The following is a 16,889-nucleotide window of genomic DNA, read 5'->3' on the forward strand; positions in this document are numbered from 1 at the left end:
GACAAAGATGACAACACCTTACAAACATGAACCATTCACGGATTTTAGCCAGGAAGAAAACCGCAAAGCGTTTGAACAAGCATTAGCAAAGGTAACAGAATCACTTGGTCAAACCTATCCGCTCGTGATTAATGGAGAAAGAATCGAAACGAAAGACCAGATTATCTCGATCAATCCAGCGAAAAAGGATGAAGTCGTTGGAACCGTATCAAAGGCCGGGAAAGAAGAGGCAGAGCAAGCGGTTCAAGCTGCGGCGAAAGCATTTGAAACTTGGCGCTATACGTCTCCAGAAGAAAGAGCCAGCGTCATATTCCGTGCTGCGGCAAGCATTCGCCGTAAAAAGCATGAGTATTCAGCCCTTCTTGTAAAAGAAGCAGGTAAGCCTTGGAACGAAGCGGATGCAGATACAGCAGAAGCAATCGACTTCCTTGAATACTATGCCCGTCAAATGCTGGAGCTGGCGAAAGGCAAACCAGTGAACAGCCGCGAAGGGGAACGCAATCAATATGTTTACACACCAACTGGCGTGACGCTCGTCATTCCGCCGTGGAACTTCTTGTTTGCCATTATGGCAGGAACAACAGTAGCACCAATCGTTACAGGGAACACAGTTGTCTTAAAACCAGCGAGTGCAACTCCTGTGATTGCGGCACGTTTTGTGGAAGAGCTTGAGCAAGCAGGTCTTCCAAAGGGTGTGGTGAACTTTGTACCAGGAAGCGGAGCAGAGGTCGGAGATTACTTAGTCGATCATCCGAAAACAAGCCTGATTACATTCACTGGCTCAAGAGAAGTAGGGACACGTATCTTTGAACGCGCGGCAAAAGTACAGCCAGGTCAGCAGCATTTAAAGCGCGTCATTGCTGAAATGGGCGGTAAAGATACAGTGGTTGTAGATGAGGATGCAGACGTCGAATTAGCGGCTAATGCCATTTTCACATCAGCCTTCGGTTTTTCAGGTCAGAAATGTTCGGCTGGATCTCGGGCTGTCGTCCACGAGAAGCTGTATGACCAAGTGGTCGAGCGAGTGAAGGAAATCACAGAAACAAAAACAACAGCGAATCCTCTTTCTGCGGATGTCTACATGGGACCTGTCATTGATCAAGCGTCCTTTGACAAGATCACGGATTATATCGAGGTGGGCAAGGAGGAAGGCCGCTTAGTGACTGGTGGAACGAGTGATGATTCGGAAGGATACTTCATTCACCCAACCATTTTTGCAGATCTTGAGCCAACATCTCGCTTGATGCAAGAAGAAATCTTCGGACCAGTCTTGGCCTTCTCGAAAGTGTCTAGCTTTGATGAGGCACTTGAAGTAGCCAACAATACGGAATATGGTTTGACAGGTGCTGTCATTACCAATAATCGTGATCACATCAACCGTGCGAAGCAGGAGTTCCATGTAGGGAATCTCTACTTTAACCGTAACTGCACAGGAGCCATCGTGGGATACCACCCATTTGGCGGATTCAAAATGTCAGGAACCGATTCAAAAGCAGGCGGTCCAGATTACCTAGCTCTACACATGCAGGCGAAAACGATTAGTGAAATGTTTTAAGATGGAAAAGCATGAACCTGTGCACACGGGTTCATGCTTTTTTTGCTTGTCTACGACTTGTTTCTATACAAATCTGTCCGGAAAGAAGTATGATAAATGTATTACTTAATCAGGGAGCAATCGGGATGGAAGAGATATTAGAAAAGCTTCATACATTTTTTGATGTCGATAAGTTAATTGCATTTATTAGCGGGTATTTAAAAAAACCAGTCATTTTAGAAAGCACAGAGTGCCAGCTCCTTGCTTATAATTCTTACAGCATTCAGCAGTTTGACCCAGTCAACCAGCAAACGATTTTCTCAAAGGAATGCCCGGGGTCTGTAGTCGATTGGTTAAAGAAAACAGGGGTCATCGAGCGACTTCACACGGATTCAAAGCCTTTTTATGTGAGCGGTCATGACGAGCTCGGGTTTAATCGGCGGGTGGCTGTGAGCGCCAAGCATAAACAAGAAGTTGTGGGCTTTATTTGGGTGCAGGACATTGAGGATTCCCTCTCTCAGGAGGAGCTGCAATTTTTGCACGAAGCTTCCTTTCAAGTGGGAAAAGTGATTTATAAGAATAAGAAACAGCTGGAGAAAAAGGAAGGCAAGATTGAAGAATTTTTCAAAAAGGTCATGGATGATCATTTTTATACAGAAGAAGAACTGAAGTGGGAGGCTGAGAATTTAAGTATCCCATTGCCGGCAGTATTTACTGTCATGGTCGTACATGCTGCCGATAACAAAAGTGAGACGGCAGAAGACGTGAAGGATGTCATTCGAACGTATTTGCAGCTAGAAGATAAGGTGAATCACGTATACTCCGTTCAAGCCGACATTGTCGTGATATTGGGCAGCTTGTCAGACCGGCACTCACCGAAAGCAACTGCTGCCGACGTCATCGCTCATCTGCAATCGAAAACGCATGTCCATCCTTCGCCGCTGTATATCGGGATGGGAAGAGAGTATCGAGATGTCATGAAAATGAGTACAAGTCGATTTGAAGCGATAGAGGTCGTGAAGGCTGTGAAAATTGTTGGGGGACAAGAGCTGATTCCATATGATTACGAGAATCTGGGGGTTTTCCGGTTCTTAGACTCGATTTACAGCCATCAAAAAAAGAAAAATGATTTCAATCCAGATTTGTTACGTTTGAAGGAAAAAGACCGTGACAGCCAAACTTCTTTTTTAAAAACGCTTGAAGTCTACTTATTGAATAACTGCAAGCTAAAGCCTGCTGCAGAGCAGTTGTTTATTCATCAAAATACATTAAACTATCGAATGAAACAAATCTTTGATATGACCTCAATCGATTTAAGTCACTTCAGCCAGCGATGTGAGTTATTTATTGAATTGATGCTGATGAAAAAAGATCAATAGTCATCGAATCCGCAGGTGCCCGGGATCACCTGCGGGTTTTCATGTGAAAATGGCATACAACTGCTGCGTTACGTTGTATGATAGATAAGGATTTTATGAAAGGGGGGCCACCTTTGGGAGCAGTCACCTTGGCCATTTTGATTTTTATCCTGACCCTCGTCCTTGTCATTTGGCAGCCAGGACGTTTAACCATTGGATGGTCAGCATGTGGAGGCGCCATTCTTGCACTTGTCTTTGGTGTCGTTCATCTGGGCGATGTGTGGGAAGTGACGCATATAGTATGGAACGCGACATTTGCGTTTATTGGCATCATTATTATTTCGTTAATTTTAGATGAAATTGGGTTTTTCGAATGGGCTGCACTGCATATGGCAAAAGCCGCAAAAGGGAACGGTGTCCGCATGTTTATTTATTTAACATTGCTCGGCGCTGTCGTGGCTGCTTTTTTTGCGAACGATGGAGCGGCACTGATTCTGACCCCGATCGTCTTGTCTGTGGTGAGAGCGTTAAAGCTGGATGAGCGGATGATCCTGCCTTTTGTGATGGCGAGCGGCTTTATTGCAGATACAACCTCCTTGCCATTTGTCATTAGTAACTTGGTTAATATCGTATCAGCCGACTATTTTCATATTGGATTTCTAGAATATACAGCAAACATGTTCGTGCCAAACCTTGTGTCGCTTGGAGCGAGCATGGTAGTGCTTTATGTGTTTTACCGGAAGCTCATCCCAAAAACATACGATCTGTCACAAGCGAAAGAGCCGGCATCAGCTATTCGAGATATCCGCATGTTCCGCTTGTCTTGGTATGTGCTTGGCTGTCTGCTTGTCGGTTATTTTGCAGGAGAACTCATTGGGATTCCGGTCTCCATCATTGTGGGCGGTATTGCCCTTGTCTTTTTGTGGCTGGCGAGAAGAAGTCCGCAAGTGGCGACAAAACGCGTCATAAAAGAAGCACCGTGGTCCATAGTCTTTTTCTCAATTGGCATGTATGTCGTCGTATATGGACTGAAGAATGTCGGTCTCACAGAAATATTGGCGGCATGGATCGAACAAGGCGCATCGCATGGCTTGCTTGCGGGAACGATGTTTATGGGCGTGCTTGCCGCAGTGCTGTCCTCTGTCATGAACAATCTGCCCACTGTGTTAATCGATGCGATTGCGATCGGTCATACAGATACAGCAGGCGTCATGAGAGACGGACTGATTTATGCCAATGTCATCGGCTCCAACCTTGGTCCGAAAATGACCCCTATCGGCTCATTGGCGACATTGCTGTGGCTTCATGTTCTCAAGAAAAAGGGCGTCCATATTTCTTGGGGTGCATACATGAAAGCCGGAATCATCCTGACCATCCCAACCTTGATCCTTACTTTACTAGGGTTATATGTGTGGTTATGGCTGATACATTAAAGCTAAATACAAAAGAGAGCAGATCCATGAGATCTGCTCTCCTTTATTACAGATATTTCGCATAGCGCTTTTCTAAAAAGTCTTGAAGCAATGAGACTACGCTGCAAATGCCCCAGTAAATGAGTGCGACCAAAATATACATGGTCATATAATCGAATTCGCGTCCACCTACAATTTTTGCTTGCTGGAAGAGCTCGGGTACAGTAATCATCGCAGCCAGTGAGGAGGCTTTGATTAAATCGAGCATGACATTGGTCAATGGCGGAAGTGCGATGCGGACAGATTGAGGTAAAATGACACCGCGCATCGTTTGCCAATAGCTGAGACCTAGTGACTTGGCAGCTTCCACCTGTCCACTCGGAACAGAGGAGAGAGCCGCCCGGTTGATTTCTGCAATATAGGCAGCGCTATTGAAGCTGAACCCAATAATGGCAGCAGTGACCGCTGTAAATTCAATCCCGATATAAGGGAATCCAAAATAAAGAATAAATAAAATCACCAGAATGGGCACGCCTCGCATGAATGAGATATACAGCCGTGCAGGCAGCCGAAGCATCCACGTGTTCGCCATTCTGGCAAGCGCAATAAAAAAGCCAAGAATTGTACCAAAAAACATGCTCACAAAGGAAATGAGCAGCGTCAGCCAGATGCCTTTCATGACAAATGGAAATGACGCCTTTGCCAGTGCAGGATTAAATATATATTCTAAATGAATATCTCCCACGATTGCGGCTCCTTATTTAGAAATGTCGACATCTTCGACATCAGCATCTATTTTCTTTGAGACGTCTGCATGATGAAAGAATTTTTCGGAAATCTTTTTCATGGTTCCGTCTTTTTTCATGTCTTTTAAGACACGATTTAATTCTTTTTGAAGCTCTGTGTTGTCTTTCTTCATCACAAAACCTTGTTCGTTTGGCATGTATTTTAAGTCAGGGTGAATCGTAATATTTAATTTCGGGAATGCAGCAAGAGCTAGTGTCTGCAAGTAATAATCATTTAGAATGACATCTGTACGACCATTAGCGACATCCTTTAAGTATTGCTCGTTTGTCGCATTATCATAAATGACTTCCTTCGCACCGTACTTGCGAGCGACATCCATGTAAATCGTTGTGGCAGCACCAGCTGCTTTCTTTCCTTTTAAATCTTTTAACGTTTTAATGCCAGACAAATCATCTTTTCGTACGATCGCCGTGCCATAGGAATATTTATAAGGAGTTGAAAAGGCAAACTTATCTTTTCTGTCATCTGTGATGTCAATGTCGTTTGCAGCGGCATCCACTTGACCAGAATTAATGGCGCTCAGCATGCCATCATAGCCCATTTCTTTAAATTCTACTTTCACATCAAGGTGTTTAAACGCTTCTTTGACCACTTCCACTTCATAACCAGTCAATTGATCCTTGCCATTAGATGTATCATGATATGACGTTGGATAAAGGGTGCCTGAAGTAGCAACCACGATTTTCCCTTTCTTTTGAATCTCATCCCACTTTGAATCTCCAGACTGAGAAGAGCTTGATTGACTGCAAGCAGACATGACAAGTATGAAAGCAGACACAACAAGCATCACCCATACCGATTTTCTATGATAAAAACGACTCATTTAAGAATCCTCCTCTATTTTTTATACAAAACAAAACATAGCACGCTTTTTCTGTTAGGACAACGTTTTCAGAAGAAAAGCGAAAAAGTAAGAATATTATGTGCAATTTGCGTGGTGAAATAATGTATAAAAAAGGAAGGTGCGTACAAAATAATTGCGAATAAAGGAGGAAATAACAATGATGAAAAAAGTAAGTGGCTTAATCATATTATCGATGATGCTGTTGCCTGGTTTTTATATGGAAACAGCTCATGGTGAAACACCCCAAATGGAAAAGCGTCCAGTAACGCATCAAGTAAAATTAACGACAGAACAACAAAAACAAATTGAAATGCTTGAGCAGCAAATTCTTTCTAAACGAAAAGAAGTGATTGAGAAATACGTTCAATATGGTGTGTTAACAAAGGAACAAGGTACACATATTACCAAACGAATGGATGAACATTACAATCATTTGGAAAATAACGGATTCGTTCCATTGCTGAAAAAACCACAGCACCATCGACCATAATGATGAAACCGGCAGCGAGGTGCCGGTTTTTTATTATTTATGAATCTTTTCAGAAGGTGAGGCTTTCACCATCTTTAGGGACAAAAATGGCTTGATCTGCATGATGCTCCTGAATGTAAGCTTGTAAAGAAGCTCTTGTTAGCAAGCAATGGTTCACTGCCTCAAGGTGACAAGCGACAATTTGTGCTTTTGGCTGAGAACGGTGAACGTCTAAAATGTCTTCCTTTGTCATGGTAATCGGATCGCCTTCTAAAAATTGAGCAGCTCCGCTATTAACCACAATGACATCTGGCTTGCATGTATTGACAACCTCCTTCGGCTCATCACACCAAATGGTATCACCTGCAATGTAAAGGGTAGGTTCATCAGGGTGAGAGAAAACAAAACCGCTGACCTGTCCCATCCGCTTCGCAGTTTCTCCTGTCCCATGCTGTCCACCTGTCCGCTTAATATGAACACCGCAAATGTCTATTTCATCTTCAATGCATGTGACATGCTGGAAACCGGCTTCTTCAACTTCTTTTTTGTCATTCTCCGATTGCGTATAAATGGGCTGGTCTTGAGCTAATTTTTGTTTTGCCTCGTCATCAAAGTGATCCACGTGCAAATGAGTGAGTAAGACAGCATCTGGGTGTAACATGTTGTCTAAGTCAATGTTTACAGGCAGATCAACAATAGGATTGTTCAAATGTTGATTGGCTGTATGAGGAAACGGTGGATATGTTCCTTTTGCTGCTAAAAAGGGATCAATGAAGAAAGTTGCCTGACCATATTGAAGGTATAAAGTAGCATTCCGAATGAGCGTGATTTTCATGAAAAGGCCTCCTTTTTTTCTGATTAAGTTTACAGTATATTAAAAGAGTTCCATATGACAGAGGGTAATGAAAGTCTTTCAGCAGAAGGACTTGATTTTTGAAAGAGGTGAGCCAATGTTAGACCAAACCGATATGGATATATTAAAAGAGCTCTCTAAAAACAGCCGATTGACCATGAAAGCACTAGGTGAAAAAGTTCATTTAACCGGTCAAGCTGTTGCAAATCGTGTGTTAAAGCTTGAAGAAGAGGGTGTGATTGAAGCATATACCATTTCGATTGACTGGCGGACTCAAAAGACCATCCAAACATTTATGCAGATCTATACCCGCAGTCATCATCACGAACCACTTCTGTCGTTTCTCGACCAACAGGAAGAGATCAAGAACTTGTTTAAAATAAGTGGTGAGGGCTGTTATATGGCTGAAGGCCATTTTTCCAGTCATGATGAACTGGATCTGTTTTTAACGGAGCTGACAAATTACGCAAATTATAAACTGTCTATTGCGGTTAAACGTCTCATTCATCAGTAATAGAAGAGACGCAGGAGGAAAAGGAACGATGAAAAAATTAATCAAAAGTCAAGCTGAACCGATGACAAAGGAAAGAATCAAAGCAGACTTGGTTCAACTTGGTGTGAAAAAAGGCATGATTTTATGTGTTCACTCATCTTTATCATCTATCGGCTGGGTAAACGGAGGCGCTGTTGCTCTCATACAAGCATTGATGGAAACCTTATCAGAAGAGGGGACACTGATCATGCCGGCACAAACGTTAGAGCTTTCTGATCCCGCTGATTGGATCAATCCGCCTGTTCCTTTTTCGTGGTGGAAATCGATCAAAGAGACGATGCCTGCATTTGATCCAGCATACACGACGCCAACAGCAATGGGAAAGGTAGCGGAAACGTTTTGGAAATATCCAGGCGTGGCGAGAAGCAATCATCCTCATTTTTCATTCACAGCCTGGGGCAAAAGGAAACATGAGCTTCTGAAACACCACGCACTTTCTTTTGGATTAGGAGAACATTCGCCTCTAGCCCGCATGTATGATCTTCAGGCTCAGGTGCTGCTGATTGGTACGTCATTTGAGAGCCTGACAGCTTTCCATCTTGCTGAATATCGCATCCCTCAGCAAGACCTCATGACAAGAGGAGCTCCCATCTTAGAAAATGGTTGGAGGGTATGGAAAGAGTACCAAGATATTATCACAAGAGAAGAACTATTTGAGCAGATCGGTCGTGATTTTCTGCAATCAGGAGGCACTCATGATCACGGTCAAATCGGACTTGCCAGTTCATATTTATTGCCGGTGAGAGAATCAGTAGACTTTGCGGAAAAGTGGCTTGATTTGTACGATCAGTCGTGATCTACACAGTTTGGAAATTTATATGATAAAGGTCTTGATCAGGCTGCTGTGAGGTATAGCAGGTGAGCTGATAGTCTCCCTTTGGAATAGGGAAAGACAGCACCTGAGCCATGACGCTTGTGATATAAACTTGATCGCTTGCATGCGTAAAAGGCACTGTAACTGTTCTGTCAGCCGAGGCTGGGGGCATATCGCTATTTAAAGTTACAGTAATAGATGCTTTTCCGTTGTTGACCCCTTCAAAGGACACACCCTGATCTCCCATGGCGAATCCTTGAAGAATGTCATCATCTGACCAATCAATCACAGGTGGTGTTTTGCTTCCGGTGTATACGGTGATTTGGTGATAAGAGATAGATAGGGAATAGGCTTGGTTTAACTTATTCATTTAAAAAACTCCTTTATACATAGATTTTCGTTGGAATGTGAATGATTGAAAGAATGATTCTTGAAGAGAATGTTAGGCAGCAAGACGATTGTCGCCGTCTTGCGCTTCTATTTGAGGAATCTAGATGTGAAATTGCGAAACCATTGCTTTTAAATCTCCTGCTAAATGGGCAAGAGCTTCTGATGATGCTGTTACTTCTTCCATTGCGGCAAATTGTTCTTCTGTTAAACCGGCTACTTGCTGTGAATGTTCACTCGTTAGTTTAACGCCTTCTGTGATAGTGGCAAAGGATTGTTTCGCATCGTTTGTATAAGCTGCGATTTTTTGTGATGTACTAGATAAATGCTTGATGCCATCTGCCATTTCTCTCATTGACTGTTGAATATCAATAAATGATTCTTCTGTATGAGAAATAAGTACAGTCCCTTGAGCCGCTTCCTCTTTTACTCGTTTGATGGCATTCGTCGAATGAGTCATCTCTTTTTGGATTTCAGAAATGAGATGGGAAATCATATTTGATGATGCTTGAGATTCTTCAGCGAGCTTTCTCACTTCGTCTGCGACAACCGCAAAACCTTTTCCATGCTCGCCTGCTCGTGCTGCTTCAATTGCTGCGTTAAGAGCAAGCAGGTTTGTCTGATTAGCGATGTCTGTAATAACATTGGAAATATGATCAATTTCAGCTGAACGTGTTTCTAATGCTTTGAATGGCTGTCCCATTTTCCTCTATTGATTTTGCAATAGATGTCATTTGTGAGTTTACTTCCCCAATATTCTGTACACCTTTTAGGGCCATTTCTTGTGCAATTGACTTCTTGAAGCCATTTGTTCCGCATTTTCCGTGATGTTTGCCAGCTCGTTAGATACTTGAATCATCGTGTGCTCACTTGTTGTCATTTGAGCAGATTGTTCTTCTGATGATTGAGCTACTTCTTGAATACTGTGGGTGATTTTTTCTGATGCTGCACTTGTTTCTTCTGCGCTAGCTGAAAGCTGCTCAGATGAGGTGGCCACTAATTCAGATGTGTTCATGACATTAAGAATGGTTTGATTTAATTTTTCCCGCATCTTATTGAAATGACCAGCCAGGTCAGACAGTTCATCGCCTGCCGTATTCGACACATTGATGGTTAAATTTCCTTCGCCGGCACTTTTAATGGCAGAAGCTATGCACTTGAGGCGTGACTGAAACCGCTTTGTGAAAATAGAAATAATGATAACTGCAACAATTAAACTTAACAACAGAACAATGACAAATTGAATATAGAATGACTGAAGCATTTGTGAAATCATGCTTTGATTGGCGCCCGTATAAAAAATACCAATCGTTTTGCCTGCTTCATTTTTGATCGGCATATAAGCCGTTTGATAGTCTTTCCCGGCAACATTTGCTGTGCCGTAATAGTTTTCTCCTTTATCTAATACAGTGGCCTTCACTTCAGGTGAGACTTCTGTACCGACAGCTCGTTTTCCGTTTAACATGACATTCGTCGCGACACGGGTATTCCCTTGGAAAATTGTGATGGTATCATCGGTATATTCAGCTAATTGGTCAACCAATGTATCATGATCATTGATTGGGGTATCCCCTTTATAAAGCTTGCCATCTTTTATCAGCCACGAGCCTGCCACTTTTTCATCTAGGTAGGCATAGCCTAGCTTTAATCACTTTTTACTTTTTCAGTGGCCATGTGCTTGATGTTTTCTGTCATTTCACGATTCACCACATAACCAACAACTGCTGAAAAGATGATGAGGACACTTAAAAAGATCAGCAAAATTTTGGCACCAAGCCTCAGTTTTCCCTTTTTTTTCATGCTTTTTGACTCCTTTAGGTATAAGGTAGGATAATCCCCTTTTTAAGGATTATCAGCATGAAAAAAATGTTTGAAATACCTGTATGCAGTTACGAGAAAATTTTTTTAGATAGAAAAGGGAAATGGCGTTAATCGATGATAAATTGTATTCTTGTGCCGTCAGGATCATCCGATAATTGATGACCGACCCATGAGCCTGCTCCCCTATTATCTGAAGGACTGATATATTTGACAGAAGCTCCTGTTCCTCCTTCCTTACACATCGCCATCGGCCATTCGTCCCGATCATACCCGCGCTTTGTTGGGATGCCATGAAGTGATTGGTCTCTCTGTTCATCGCTATGTTTACGGTCAATCGTACATACGGATGAATGGCCTTCATCAATTGCCTCTTCTATGTGCTTCGCGGTTTCTGGGTAACGATCTGATGGGAAGTGAATGGTTTTGTCATAAGATGAATTCGTCGTCTCTTGTTTACTTTGCTCCAGCTGAATATAGCCTGTTGCTACACCAACGACGATTAGTAAAAGCAAGAGAATGATTTTAAGAAGTTTCATAGATGCTAGCTCTCTTTCTTGTTTGCGTATTTTGTAAACAGAAGTATAGCAGAATTACTTACCAATTTCTCCTGGTTTTGAAAAAACGCCTTTTAAAGTTCGAAAAACGGTTTTTATCCGTTTTCTTGCTTTTCATATTTGTAAAAATTCATAAAAATTTTAATTTTGCTGGTCAAAAAAAGATTATGCTTTATCAAAATGGCTTTATCACTGCTTTTTGGGCTAATTTCAAGAATTTAACACACAGAAATTTTAAAAAAATAAAATTGACTAGACCGATATGCTTTAATAATATGGAGTCAAATATCAAAAAATGTCGTAATTTATCAAAATATGATTCTATTTACATTGCAGGAGGGGAGTACAAATGGCGGATGTCTCTTATCGGCTTGGTATAGACATAGGAGGAACATTTACTGATTTATCGCTGATGAATGAAGCAACAGGGGCGCTGACTGAACTCAAAACACCCACAGTGACTGACGACCCAGCCCAGGGAATTATCAATGGGCTAAAACTTCTAAAAGACAGAGGTGTTGATTTATCTAAAATCCAATATCTCGTACATGGAATGACAATCGGTCTTAATACATTATTGCAGCGGAAAGGAGCAGATTTAGCCCTTTTTGTGACGGAAGGCTTTCAAGACATATTATCACTACAACGATTACGATTACCCATTCCTTATGACTTCAATTCTCGTTTGCCGGAACCGTTGATACCACGAAAGCATGTATACCCAATCTCTGAAAGGTTGATACACGATGGTACGATCAAAAAACCTCTCCATCTGCAGCAATTAGATCATGCTGTCCAGCAGGTCATGTCTAAAAGGCTAGCAGGTATTGTCATTTCTTTTTTACATAGTTATCAAAATCCAGTTCATGAATTACAGGCAAAAGCCTATATCAAACACCATTATCCGCAATTAGAAGTCCTTACTTCATCTGAATTATGGCCTCAAATGAGAGAATACGAGCGTACTGTGATGTCTGTTGTCAATTTGTACATTCAACCAAAGGTAAAACAGTATTTACAAACATTGAAAAGCCGTTTGAAAGAAGAAGGTGTACCAATTTCTCCATACATTACACAATCAAATGGTGGTTTAATGGATGCAGAAAGTGCAGCAACTTCACCTGTTAAAACACTTTTTTCTGGTCCGGCAGCTGGTGTCATTGGTGCGGCAAGAATCGCAGCCTCTGCAAACGAATCCAACCTGATCACTTTTGATGTAGGGGGGACGAGTGCAGATATCTCCATTATTCAAAAGGGGCAGCCTACAATGGCTCAGTCTAATCAGCTTTCAGGTTTTCCTATCATTCTTCCATCTGTTGCGATGTATTCAATAGGGGCAGGCGGAGGTTCTGTCGCGTGGATTGATCAGGGCGGGCTTCTCAAAGCAGGACCAGAATCAGTTGGCTCACAGCCGGGACCAGCTTCGTATGGTAAGGGAAAGAAAGCCGCCTTAACTGATGCGTTCCTCATATGCGGTTATCTCAATCAAGAGCGTTTTGCTGGAGGACATTTACACCTACAGCTATCCGCGGCGGAAAAGGCCTTTCAGCCAATTGCTGACCAGCTCAACAAAACGGTAGAAGAAGCGGCTGACCAGCTGATCCAAGTAGCTGTCGCCAATATGTACACAGAATTAAGCAATGTCATGGAGCAGCAAGGGTTTGACCCAAGAGATTTTAGTTTACTAGCGTTTGGCGGAGCAGGACCGGTTGTGGCGAATTTCCTTGCTCGAGAAATCCATGCGAAAAACGTGGTCGTTCCTCCAAGTCCAGGAACATTATGTGCATTAGGTGCTCTGACCGCTGATTTTATTCATGATGCGGTGCTGTCGAAGAAAATATGCTTACAAGACTACTCGATAGATCAACTAAAACAAGATTTTGAGATGCTTTCGCGAAAAGCGGCTGATTGGTTCAGTCGGCAGAACATTCAGCATATTAAACAGACATCCATTCTATTATTGGCAGATGCACGTTATCAAGGACAAGCCTTTGAGATTGAATTACCATTATCAGCTGAATGGCTGAAGCAAGAACAAGATATCCACCAACTCATTGAAGCCTTTCACAAACTGCATCAGCGTCAATATGGTCATAGAGATGATCAGGCGAACATCGAGTTTACTCATTTACGAGTTCGAGTCATAGGCGAGACGCCGCCGCTGCCTTTCACACCTGTTCATGAAAGCAGCGGACAATCTTTGAAGCCATATGAATACAGGCGAATCTTTATAGAAGAAAAAGAACATGAAGCAGCTATTTATTACAGAGATACTTTGTCAGTAGGTTCTGTCATCAATGGACCTGCCATTATTGAGCAGGATGATACGACAACATTGATTCTGCCAAATTGGACAGGCAGCATTGATCAATCAGGGAACTTGGTGATTTCAAGGGAGGCGGCTTTACATGAGAACTGATCCAGCAAAGCTTGAGATGATGCGCAGTTATTTTAATGCAATTGCGTCTGGCATGGGACATGTCATTGAGCGGACGTCTTTTACGACTTTCGTCAAAGAATCAGCTGACTTTGCGACAGCGTTAGCCACGCCTTCTGGAGATTTCTTTGTTTATCCGAAGACAGTGGGTGTAACGATCTTTTTAGGGCTGAGTCTTAAAAAAGCGATTGAAGAGAGCGGGGCGATGCAGCCGGGAGATATTATCATCACAAATGACCCTTATACGACAGATGGTTTAGCGACTCACCTGCCGGATGTCCATATCATTAAGCCAATTTTCGTAGATGGTGAAATTGTCAGCTATGCTTGGTCTTTTGTTCATGTGAGTGATGTGGGCGGACTTGTGCCCTCGAGTATTTCACCGACAGCAACAGATGTCCATCAAGAAGGATTAAGAATCCCGCCAGTGAAAATTTATGAAGGCGGGAAAGAGAATCAGGTCGTTCGTACCTTTTTAAGAGCCAACAGCCGAGCCAGTCATTTAAATGATGGGGATATCAATGCGATGATTGCTGCAGTAAATACAGCAGAAATTCGGTTAAAAGAAATGATCGGCAAATTTGGAAAAAATGAAGTGAAACAAGGAATGATGGACCTGCTGAAGCAAGCTGAGATTCGTGCAGGAAAGGTCATTGAAGCCATTCCGAATGGAACGAGTGAATTCGCTGATTATTTAGATGATGATATGATCTCGGATGTGCCGATCCGTTTGAAAATCAAGTTAACGGTGAAAGGAAAGCGGCTGATTCTTGATTTTTCTGAGTGTGACCCTCAAGTGAAAACAGCTTTTAACCTTGTCACCAATGGTCAGAAGCATTCCTTCCTATATCAAGGGTTGATTAATTACATTATTAGTAAAGATCCCTTTATACCGATTAATGGCGGAATAACATATCCGATTGAAGTGATTTCACCTAAAGGGACGCTGGTGCATCCAGAATACCCGGCCTCTGTTGGTATTCGGCATTCGATTACGATGAGGCTGTATAATGTCGTGCTAGGCGCCATTGGTAAGCTGTTACCTGAAGCAGTGCCGGCAGCAGGTGCAGGTCAATCTGCTATTGTTGTTCTCTCTGTTCCTGATGATCAAACAGGTGGCAGGAAAATGTCTGTTGTCGAACCATTAGGCGGAGGCGGCGGTGCTCAAAATGGAACTGATGGAGTAGATGGCATTGATCATTCATCTGGCTTTTTGAAAAATACACCCATTGAGAGTTTAGAACAGCATATTGATATTCATGTTCACCGATATGAGCTTTTGCCGAACACAGGCGGGGCAGGAGAAAACAGAGGTGGACATGCGATTGGTTTGGAATTTGAAATGATCAAGCCTGAATCTATGGTGACCGCACGAGGAATGGAACGAATGAAGTTTCAGCCTTGGGGGTTAATGGGCGGCCGAGCAGGAGCTGTTGGTGAGGTCAAGCTGATCACAGCAAAAGGTGAAAAACAAGACCAGCCAAAAATAGATGTTCTGCGTCTTGAAAAAGGCGATATTGTGCAATTAATATCACCAAGTGGAGGCGGCTGGGGAAATCCATTTGCTAGAAAGAAAGAAAAAGTCCTTCAGGAAGTGGAAGCAGGTCTATTAAGTGAAGAAAGAGCGCTGCAGCAATATGGCGTTAAAGTGTATCTAGACCAAAATGAATGGAAGATTGATGAAAAGCAAACGAATAAGCTTCGTGAAAAGGTTGATCATCCTGCTGATATCATGTGGGATTTCGGAGAACACAGAGAAGCTTATGAGAAAGTATGGACGGATGAAGCCAGCAGCGAGCTTGCCGTGCAGCTGCGTTCTTACCCAGCTAATGAACGTACGCATTATAAACATGCAGTTCATCAACATTTCAGTCATAGAGATGAGCCGTTAACAAAGAAAGATATTATTCAAGCACTTCGTCATATGGATGGACAAAAAGGGGGAAATCAATCATGAAAAGAAGATTAATCACTATTTTTGCAGGTGTACTATCAATGATTCTACTGCTGACAGCTTGCGGTGGAAATGGACAGGATCAAGGTAAACAGCAGCAGACTGTGATCGTTGGCGTATACGGAGGCGATTGGGAAAAGAATATCAAACCAATCCTCGAAAAGTTTGAAAAAGATACGGGAATTAAAGTCCAAACCGTCTCTGGAGCGGATTCTGAATGGTTTACGAAATTAAAAGCGTCCAATGGAAAAAATCCACCGTATGATCTGCTTATTTTACAGCCTGATACGATTCAAAGAGGCATTGCAGCAAATGTTCTTGCGCCGATTGACGAAGAGCAAGCACCGAATGTCAAAAAACTTTACCGTTCTGTCCAAAAGAAGCTCACTATTGATGGGAAACAATATGCAGCAGGCTTTAGCATGGGGCAGCTAGGAATTGCTTATCGAAAAGATCTTGTGAAGCAGGAACCAAACAGCTGGACAGACCTATGGAGCAGTCAGCTAAAAGGGAAGGTGGCGATATCATCTCCGACTTATTCAGCTGGTTTGCAATTTTTTTCTGCGCTTGTCCATGCTCAAGGTGGGACAGAATCAAATCCTAAGGATATTGATAAAGCCTTTAAAAGCCTTTCACAATTAAAAGGACATGTAGCTGCTTTTCCAGATAATCCAGGGTCTATTCAAACCTTGTTAGAACGTGGTGACGTGGCAGCAGTTCCATATTGGGATGGACGAGTATTTGCACTTGAAGAAGAAGGAATGGATATTGGTTTCTCATATCCGAAAGAAGGCGCTGTTGCAGCTGTTGCGAGCTGGGCTTTAACGAAGGGAAGTCAGCATGAAGAAGCGGCTTACAAACTATTAAACTATTTAAGTGGAAAAGAAGCTCAGGAGGCTTTCTCGGAAAAATCTTATTATGGCATGTCGAATTCTGATGTGAAATACGGTGACAAGATTAAGGGGAAGGTCAAGGTTGGAGAGAATTATTATAGCAAGCTGACTTGGGTAGATTACGAAACAGCAACTTCAGAGCTTGGCAATTGGACAAATCGATGGAACGAAGTATTAGGCGGAGGAAAATAGGTGATCG

17 protein-coding genes are annotated in these 16,889 nt (G+C 42.5%); 9 read left to right on the plus strand and 8 right to left on the minus strand.

Annotated elements, in window-relative coordinates:
- The first annotated feature begins 7 nt into the window (after positions 1–7).
- The 3 genes from pruA to ACP7A0_RS10840 all read left to right on the plus strand — a co-directional run bounded on the left by pruA (position 8) and on the right by ACP7A0_RS10840 (position 4,325).
- Positions 8–1,555, plus strand: coding sequence for an L-glutamate gamma-semialdehyde dehydrogenase (pruA, locus tag ACP7A0_RS10830; protein WP_060595502.1), 1,548 nt, complete (start codon positions 8–10; stop codon positions 1,553–1,555).
- A 125-nt stretch (positions 1,556–1,680) separates the two neighbouring features.
- The gene (locus ACP7A0_RS10835; RefSeq protein ID WP_375566855.1) at positions 1,681–2,913 is read left to right on the plus strand and encodes a PucR family transcriptional regulator; all 1,233 of its coding nucleotides are present in this window, start codon (positions 1,681–1,683) and stop codon (positions 2,911–2,913) included.
- 113 nt (positions 2,914–3,026) lie between these two features.
- On the plus strand, positions 3,027–4,325 hold the full coding sequence (locus ACP7A0_RS10840) for an arsenic transporter (RefSeq protein WP_106039343.1): 1,299 nt from the start codon (positions 3,027–3,029) through the stop codon (positions 4,323–4,325).
- 46 nt (positions 4,326–4,371) lie between these two features.
- Here ACP7A0_RS10840 and ACP7A0_RS10845 read toward each other — a convergent pair whose 3' ends face one another.
- Entirely contained in the window at positions 4,372–5,049 is a 678-nt protein-coding gene (locus tag ACP7A0_RS10845) for an amino acid ABC transporter permease (protein WP_034664171.1), read from the minus strand.
- Positions 5,050–5,061: 12 nt separating this feature from the next.
- A complete protein-coding gene (locus ACP7A0_RS10850; protein ID WP_375566857.1) occupies positions 5,062–5,934 on the minus strand; it encodes a transporter substrate-binding domain-containing protein in 873 nt (290 codons plus the stop codon).
- A 181-nt stretch (positions 5,935–6,115) separates the two neighbouring features.
- Between ACP7A0_RS10850 and ACP7A0_RS10855 the strand changes: the two genes are divergently transcribed.
- Positions 6,116–6,445 carry a YckD family protein gene (locus tag ACP7A0_RS10855; RefSeq protein ID WP_034664467.1) on the plus strand — a complete coding sequence of 110 codons (330 nt, stop codon included), beginning with the start codon at positions 6,116–6,118 and terminating at the stop codon, positions 6,443–6,445.
- Positions 6,446–6,494: 49 nt separating this feature from the next.
- Here ACP7A0_RS10855 and ACP7A0_RS10860 read toward each other — a convergent pair whose 3' ends face one another.
- Positions 6,495–7,259: an MBL fold metallo-hydrolase gene (locus tag ACP7A0_RS10860; RefSeq protein WP_060595506.1), complete on the minus strand. Its 765-nt coding sequence runs from the start codon at positions 7,257–7,259 to the stop codon at positions 6,495–6,497.
- A gap of 115 nt (positions 7,260–7,374) precedes the next feature.
- Here ACP7A0_RS10860 and ACP7A0_RS10865 point away from each other — a divergent pair, with 115 nt between their 5' ends.
- Positions 7,375–7,791 carry an Lrp/AsnC family transcriptional regulator gene (locus ACP7A0_RS10865; protein ID WP_375566859.1) on the plus strand — a complete coding sequence of 139 codons (417 nt, stop codon included), beginning with the start codon at positions 7,375–7,377 and terminating at the stop codon, positions 7,789–7,791.
- Between the two features lie 28 nt (positions 7,792–7,819).
- Complete coding sequence (locus ACP7A0_RS10870) at positions 7,820–8,626, plus strand: aminoglycoside N(3)-acetyltransferase (RefSeq protein WP_375566861.1); 807 nt, start codon at positions 7,820–7,822, stop codon at positions 8,624–8,626.
- Position 8,627: 1 nt separating this feature from the next.
- On the opposite strand, the gene ACP7A0_RS10875 is transcribed toward ACP7A0_RS10870, so the two are convergent.
- The 5 genes from ACP7A0_RS10875 to ACP7A0_RS10895 all read right to left on the minus strand — a co-directional run bounded on the left by ACP7A0_RS10875 (position 8,628) and on the right by ACP7A0_RS10895 (position 11,388).
- A complete protein-coding gene (locus ACP7A0_RS10875) occupies positions 8,628–9,014 on the minus strand; it encodes a competence protein ComJ (RefSeq protein WP_106038505.1) in 387 nt (128 codons plus the stop codon).
- Between the two features lie 120 nt (positions 9,015–9,134).
- Positions 9,135–9,734: a methyl-accepting chemotaxis protein gene (locus ACP7A0_RS10880; RefSeq protein WP_426005101.1), complete on the minus strand. Its 600-nt coding sequence runs from the start codon at positions 9,732–9,734 to the stop codon at positions 9,135–9,137.
- Between the two features lie 66 nt (positions 9,735–9,800).
- Entirely contained in the window at positions 9,801–10,646 is an 846-nt protein-coding gene (locus tag ACP7A0_RS10885) for a methyl-accepting chemotaxis protein (RefSeq protein WP_254637611.1), read from the minus strand.
- A gap of 29 nt (positions 10,647–10,675) precedes the next feature.
- Positions 10,676–10,831 (minus strand): hypothetical protein, encoded by a 156-nt coding sequence (locus ACP7A0_RS10890; RefSeq protein ID WP_268496291.1) that lies wholly within the window; start codon positions 10,829–10,831, stop codon positions 10,676–10,678.
- A gap of 128 nt (positions 10,832–10,959) precedes the next feature.
- The gene (locus ACP7A0_RS10895; RefSeq protein WP_034664156.1) at positions 10,960–11,388 is read right to left on the minus strand and encodes a NucA/NucB deoxyribonuclease domain-containing protein; all 429 of its coding nucleotides are present in this window, start codon (positions 11,386–11,388) and stop codon (positions 10,960–10,962) included.
- Positions 11,389–11,755: 367 nt separating this feature from the next.
- Between ACP7A0_RS10895 and ACP7A0_RS10900 the strand changes: the two genes are divergently transcribed.
- Genes ACP7A0_RS10900 through ACP7A0_RS10910 form a run of 3 tightly spaced genes read left to right on the plus strand, consistent with a single transcriptional unit; the run spans position 11,756 to position 16,882 of the window.
- Positions 11,756–13,825 (plus strand): hydantoinase/oxoprolinase family protein, encoded by a 2,070-nt coding sequence (locus ACP7A0_RS10900; RefSeq protein ID WP_034664154.1) that lies wholly within the window; start codon positions 11,756–11,758, stop codon positions 13,823–13,825.
- Positions 13,815–15,800: a hydantoinase B/oxoprolinase family protein gene (locus ACP7A0_RS10905; RefSeq protein ID WP_375566866.1), complete on the plus strand. Its 1,986-nt coding sequence runs from the start codon at positions 13,815–13,817 to the stop codon at positions 15,798–15,800. Before ACP7A0_RS10900 ends, ACP7A0_RS10905 begins: the two co-directional genes overlap by 11 nt.
- Positions 15,797–16,882 carry an ABC transporter substrate-binding protein gene (locus ACP7A0_RS10910; protein ID WP_034664150.1) on the plus strand — a complete coding sequence of 362 codons (1,086 nt, stop codon included), beginning with the start codon at positions 15,797–15,799 and terminating at the stop codon, positions 16,880–16,882. The genes ACP7A0_RS10905 and ACP7A0_RS10910 overlap by 4 nt, the downstream gene beginning before the upstream one ends.
- The last annotated feature ends 7 nt before the right edge of the window (positions 16,883–16,889 follow it).

It is taken from the genome of Bacillus sp. DWP3-1, from assembly GCF_049896565.1.
Lineage (GTDB): Bacteria > Bacillota > Bacilli > Bacillales > Bacillaceae > Bacillus.